Consider the following 6,467-nt stretch of genomic DNA (forward strand, 5'->3'; position numbering starts at 1 on the left):
ACTGTTTTTTTCACGGTTGCTGCTTTACTGTGTTTCATAAGTTATGAAGCCAAATCCCAATCGAATGATAAACCTGATTTGAGAGAAGACTGTAACATTTGTAAAGGACAAGTTGCTAATTACACTATTCTGAATGCCTACTTCAGCGATAATTCAGGAAATCCTAGTACCATTGATCAAATTTGCAATGAGCCCGGCCCTTCATACATTTCCTTACTATATACCTCCAATGCAAAAAACAACATACATAATCTCAGGTTGATTGCTGATATTTTGAAAAAAAACACAAACGATCCAGAAGGTCCAGCTTTAGACAGTTATTATATTAACGAATTTGCTGGAACAATTTCACCCTGTAATTCTGAAACTTGCATTTTAACTATACCTATACCTAATATGGGTATAAACTGTCCCAATGAGTTTTTTGAATTATCTAATCCATTAGTTGCTTGGACTACTAGCGGAGCTAAAGAATTGGAAGATAAATATAAATGCCAAGATTATCCTGCTGCCCAATGTTTAAATGCATCCAGTATTCCAATTGAAGTAGGTGATTTGGAATATAATTTTGACGTCAACTTTGAATGTTTTCAAGAAAATCTAAATCACACAAACGTTTCCTTTTTTATCACTTCGTTATTTGGAGGAAATCCTACTCAAGAATATAATGTACTATGGAACTTTGAATTTGAAGATGGAACTATTATCAATTCCTCTGATATTAACCCATCCTTTCAAAACGTGGAGTCCGGGGAAATTGTAACAGCTTCTTTAACGGTTAGTCAGGGAAGTTTGAACGGTAGTATTATAGAAAACACCTATACGATCCCCATTGCCCTGAATGAAAACGAAGTGATTGAAAGTTCCACCATAATAGAAGGGGACAAAGGAGAAGCCAATGGCTCAATTGAAGTAGAATTTAGGCCAGGGAATTTTTTTTATTTTTGGACTTCTTTGGATGATCCGGACTTTTATTCTGAAGAAAAGAGAATAGAGGACCTTCCTGAAGGCACTTATCGTCTTACAACATTTGATGAAGACACAGGGCTTTGCAGAACAGACATTTTTGAGATCACTTTTAGTATTCTTCCTGTTGAACTTAAATACTTTGAAGCTGAACATTTTTCATCAGAGCAAGCTATAAAATTAACTTGGGCCACTACCAAAGAATGGGAAAGCTCACATTTCGAAGTGTTTAAAAGTTTTGACAATATTGAAAATTGGCAAAAAATAGCAGAAATAGATGCCGCTGGTTATTCAGAAAAAATCCAATACTACGAGTTTATTGACACAGAAAATTCCACTAGGTCATCGATGGTATATTACCAACTCAGGCAGGTGGACTTTGATGGCACTTACGAAAAGAGTAAAGTTCTCGGAGTCCAAATCCCCAGTGATGGAATAAATAAAAATACCTGGAAAATTTATCCAAATCCGGTTGAAAACCAGTCCATCCATCTTATTCTTGCACAGGCAGAAGACTATGAAGACGAAGCAATTTCAGCAAGTTTAATCAACCCATTAGGCAGTACCTATTACCTAAATGGTCCTACGATCGAAGCACTTACCGAAGAAATAAATCTTGTCCTTTCCCAAAACTCAAAAGGTGTGTATGTACTTCAAATAGCTTGGGATAAAGAGACTCAGCAACTTAAAATTCTGAAAAGATGATTTTTTTTAATTTTTAACAAAAAAATTTTCTTGAAGTAAAAGGATTGTAAATAAATGCTTTAGGATAATATTCAATTTAAACCATAATAAACTCATTATTTTTTCAGGTTTAAATCTTATTATTTAATCTCAATTTTTTTGACAAAACATCTCTAAATGATTTTGAAATACATTTTTTTGTGTTTTAAATTTTATTTTATCGTACATTTCGCCTGTTAATCAGCCCATTAATCCTATATGAAAATTTTTACCAAAAGAGGAATTTTATTTTTTATAAAAAAAAGAACAGGTTTAACTTTAACTTATTTATTATGGAAGCTTAAGGTTGCTTTTTTAGATAAAGATTATCGGTTTATTTATTTATTAATTTTATTCTTAATAGTCTCAAACAAAGGATCTTCTCAAACCTTAGATTCAATACAAGTTATAAATCCTTGCACAACTGAATATTATTTAAATGATGGCTCTGTAGTTGTAGTATTTAAATGTAGCACACTTTGGACTCCACCTTTGGACTTAATAGAGCTGGAAATGGCATTAGTAGTTGCAGGTGGTGGCGGTGGTGGACGGAGAGATTCAAATGACAGTAGAGGAGGAGGTGGTGGTGGCGCAGGTGGAGCAATTTATATTGAAAATCCAAATCTTCTTCAATTAAGTAATAATCCTATAAATATAGTTGTAGGATTAGGTGGTTCAGGCTCTACTTCTACTAGTAGAAGAGGAAGTAAAGGCCAAGATTCAAAAATTGAAACAAATCAATTTAATGATATTATTGCAGAAGGGGGTGGAGGAGGAGGTAGTGCCTTGACAGGCAGTGATTTAGATGGTCTCCAAAGAAATGGAGGGTCAGGAGGATCTGGAGGTGGAGGAACATCGAGAACTGGTTTTGGAGGAGCAGGAAGTTCTGGTTTTAGAGGTGGAAATGGAGTAGGAAATGTTAATGATAATGTCACAGGAGGCGGTGGTGGTGGTGGTGCTGGAGGGCAAGGGCAAGACCCAAATGGTGCTACAAATGGAGGTCGAGGAGGAATTGGACTAAGTTTTAATATAACAAATGGATTACCAGCAATTATTGAAGGTGTTGGTGAGAATATTTTTGCTGGTGGCGGTGGTGGTGTAGGAGGAAATCCAGGTGGCCAAGGCAGCAGTGAGCCAGGAGGATCCGGAATTGGCGGAAATGGAAATAATACAAATTCATCAGGTATTAATGGGGCAGGTGGAAATGGTATTACCAATACTGGATCAGGAGGTGGAGCCGGTTTTTCCAGAGGAGGAAACGGCTCCTCTGGAATTGTAATAATAAAATACAATGTAGCTAAAATCCTCCCCGTAGAATTTCTTTACTTCCGAGCTGACTACAGTTCCAATAAGCGTGAAGCGATTCTGAACTGGGCCACTGCCAAGGAATGGGAAAACTCACACTTTGAAGTAGAAAGGTCCATCAGTGGAATCAAAGGCTTCGAAAAAGTCGGAGAGGTGGAAGGCATGGGCTGGACGGATCAGGTCACAGAATACCAATTTATCGATCAACAATTGCCTCTGGGGTCACACAATGTTCTATACAGACTCAAGCAGGTAGATTTCAGTGGTGAATTCCAGTATTCAGATGTGGTATCCTTAAGGCTTCCGGGAGTGACATTCACGCATGGAGTTTGGCGGGCATACCCCAACCCAACAAACGGTACTGCACTCCGCATTGCACTGATGGATAGGTCACAGTATGATGCAGAGAAACTGACCTTCAGAATCGTGCATCCTATGTATGTGACTGAACCTACCACGGTAGAGTCAGAAGATAAAATGAATGAACTTCTAAGCAATCTGGCCTTAAGAGTTCCTAAAGGGGTCTTTGTGGTAGAAATCCAATGGGGGCAAAAAGTAGAGCATATCAAAATTTTGAAGCAGCATTGACCCTAACTTTTTATTGACATTTATAAACCCTGAAAATTTTCAGGGTTTTTTCATTTTAGACACATCTATATGTTTTGAATACATAATATAGTTTTTTAATTATATTTTAATGTATAATGTTTTTAGCATTTTATCATAATTTTATTCCTTATTTTTTGATTTAATAAATTTTTATTTTATTGAAATAGAGTTTTTGTATAATTAAATTTTAAAATATGTAATTCGAATTTTACACTAAAGAAAACGTCTTATGAAAAAAAACCTTTTTGGAATAGCAGCCTTAGCCTTGCTGTTTTCCTGCCAGCAAGAGGGAGAATTCCCCAACAATGCCGAAGAAAACATCATAATCAGCTCAGACTCTCAAGAATTAAGCGAAAGAATAAGTCTGGAGGGAACTGGGGTAGTAAGTATTTTCAACCCTGAATTCCCTTCAGGTAGGGTCTCAGAAGAAATACCAGCTGGAAAACTACCACTTTTACTCGTTTCTCAAGTAGATCCCCCCTCCTATGATGGAAAAGTATTAAAAGCCACTCACGTAGACCTTGACGGTGATTATGCTTTTGTGAGTTACAATAAAGAAGGGGCTCAATTTTATGGTGCCATAGAAATTTACAATATTTCCAATCCACTGAAACCACAAATAACCGCACAGTCAATTTTTAAAACTGCCGGCATCAACTCTCTCACTTACAGGAACGGACGCTTGTATATTGCAGCAGCTTTTGATATAGACAGGGACAATTCAGTGGGTACCGCTGCCCAATTTCTTACCGTTAGCGTAGCTAATGGAAATTTTACCTCTGATTTTGCCAAATCCGATATCCACGGGTATGCTGCCACTGACATTACCAATACTTCGTCCCATACAGCAGTTGCTTCTGGGGCAAACGGCCTTATTGGGCTTTTTGACGGCAATAGGCAAATGGAGCAAAAATTGGACATAGACGACCTGAGAGCAGTAAAGTTTGGCAATAACATGCTTGCCGCTCTCAGTGGAAGAGGCGGAGTTCACCTTCTCAATCCCGAAAACTTAAACTCTATAGGCAGAATCTCAATGAGTGACGACATCCCCGAATCCAAAAGGACATTGGACATGGGAAAAGATTTACTTTTTGTATCTGAAGGTTTATCCGGAGCAGGCATCTACTCACTCCCTTCAGGCAATCTCATTGAAAAAATCACAATCCCTATCCGGCCTGATGGAGTGAATTCTGAAGACATCGTAACCAATGCCGTTTCTTTTGATGATAACCTGCTACTTATGGCAAATGGTGGCGCAGGTGTGAGCATTGCTGACCTGAGCACCATGTCAAATATTGAGAAACTCGGTATACTATCATTAAATGGATCCTCAAATTTTGTAAAAATCAAAAACAACCATCTCTTCGTAGCCACTGGTGCAGGTGGATTACAAATCCTAAAAATCGAAAAAGAATTGGATGCCCCTACAGACCTTTCGATAGATTGCGGAGGAAATGTCACTTACACAGGAAATGACAACCTTAATATCAACAGTAATCAAGCTGAATCTTTTGGAGGTTCCAATGCATTTAAAAATGTAAACATCGGAGGACACCTCGTCTATTGCGGTTCTATGTCTGTCGAAAACAGTCTCAATATTAATTCTGGAGGTCTTTTCGAAATGAATGGTTCTTTTGCTTTTGGCCAGTATAGACGCAATACCTCTCTTTCTATCAACAGCAATGCCGTCATGAGAATACATGGCTCTGCAGTAATTTATGGTGACTTGAACCTCAACTCAGGAGCTACCTTAGAATTTGTGGGTGAGGGGAATTCCATTACCATTTTTGGAGATGTTAGAAAGAACAATAACGTCACCATTAAAGGTAACTTTAATGACACCGAAGGAAAACTGAATTAAGCAAAGTTTAATTTCCCAAATCATAAAAAAGGCCCGCATTGAACGGGCCGTTTTTTATCTCTTCTCTTCATACCAGGTCTTATGGACAATTTTCCAATCTCCGTCAATTTTGACTAAGGTCAGAAAATCATAATAATAAACCCCTGGCCAAAACAATTCTGTCCTTACCACGGCGGTATATCCTTTGATTTCTATTTCCAGCAACCTGTTGTCAAAATCTTTTGGATCTCTCTTTTGAGTTCCGGAAGCTGTTCCGGACGCCCAATCTTCGTAAGGAGTTACTGTAAATTGATCCCCCCTGTACCCTATCAGCCTGGCTGAGGGATCAAAAGCCTGGTCCAATTTATTCCGATCCCGTTCTACCATCCCATCAAAATACAGCTGCACTGTCGCTTCAATCGCTTTTTTCTCTTTTTCCTCCCCTTGCCCAAAAACAGAGGAAACACACAAGAAAAGCACGAATATTAAACATCCGGTATTTTTCATCATTTCAATTTTTTTTTAAACATTCGCCAAAGCTCCAGTTTCTACTTTTTTTCAACCTAAGGAATATCTCAATATCTTTCAATATCAATCAGTATCCACTAATATCCCTAACCCCTATCCCGAATCGCTTCGTTCTCGAGACTTCCGCCCCGAATCATTTCATTCTCGGGATCTTCGACCAAGCTCAAGTTTCAATAATATTTCTACAGTATTTCTATCATATTTCCACTTTATTTCAATCTAAGGAATATCTCAATATCCATCAGTATCCACTAATATCTTTAATAACCACCGATTTACACAGATAAACACAGATTCTTTGTTAAATCAAATTATTGTAATAAACCTTCTATCAATATCCCTCTCCCATCCCTGTTTTTGGCGATAAGCCTTATTCACTCTTGACCATCCCTCGGCCAATGGATCTGCTACATTTGATTGGACATTAAGTTAAGCTCGATTAACTTAGTAGATATGGAAAAGAAAAAAAGAAGGTCATTCGATAAATCCTTCAAGT

Annotated in this window: 4 protein-coding genes; 3 read left to right on the forward strand and 1 reads right to left on the reverse strand. The window is 37.7% G+C overall.

The genetic code is table 11. The features are described 5' to 3' along the window. The first annotated feature begins 396 nt into the window (after window positions 1-396). From A33Q_RS11085 to A33Q_RS11100, 3 genes are all read left to right on the forward strand, one after another. Window positions 397-1,671 carry a T9SS type A sorting domain-containing protein gene (locus A33Q_RS11085; protein WP_160169350.1) on the forward strand — a complete coding sequence of 425 codons (1,275 nt, stop codon included), beginning with the start codon at window positions 397-399 and terminating at the stop codon, window positions 1,669-1,671. 237 nt (window positions 1,672-1,908) lie between these two features. Continuing rightward, entirely contained in the window at window positions 1,909-3,582 is a 1,674-nt protein-coding gene (locus A33Q_RS21565; RefSeq protein WP_009034039.1) for a glycine-rich domain-containing protein, read from the forward strand. A gap of 250 nt (window positions 3,583-3,832) precedes the next feature. Next, window positions 3,833-5,464, forward strand: a complete 1,632-nt coding sequence (locus tag A33Q_RS11100) for an LVIVD repeat-containing protein (RefSeq protein ID WP_009034040.1) — start codon at window positions 3,833-3,835, stop codon at window positions 5,462-5,464. Window positions 5,465-5,518: 54 nt separating this feature from the next. Here the strand turns inward: A33Q_RS11100 and A33Q_RS11105 are convergent, their stop codons facing one another. Beyond that, window positions 5,519-5,953 carry a nuclear transport factor 2 family protein gene (locus A33Q_RS11105; protein WP_009034041.1) on the reverse strand — a complete coding sequence of 145 codons (435 nt, stop codon included), beginning with the start codon at window positions 5,951-5,953 and terminating at the stop codon, window positions 5,519-5,521. Window positions 5,954-6,467: the final 514 nt, after the last annotated feature.

Origin of the sequence: Indibacter alkaliphilus LW1, from assembly GCF_000295935.2 — a bacterium.
Taxonomy (GTDB): Bacteria; Bacteroidota; Bacteroidia; order Cytophagales; family Cyclobacteriaceae; genus Indibacter; species Indibacter alkaliphilus.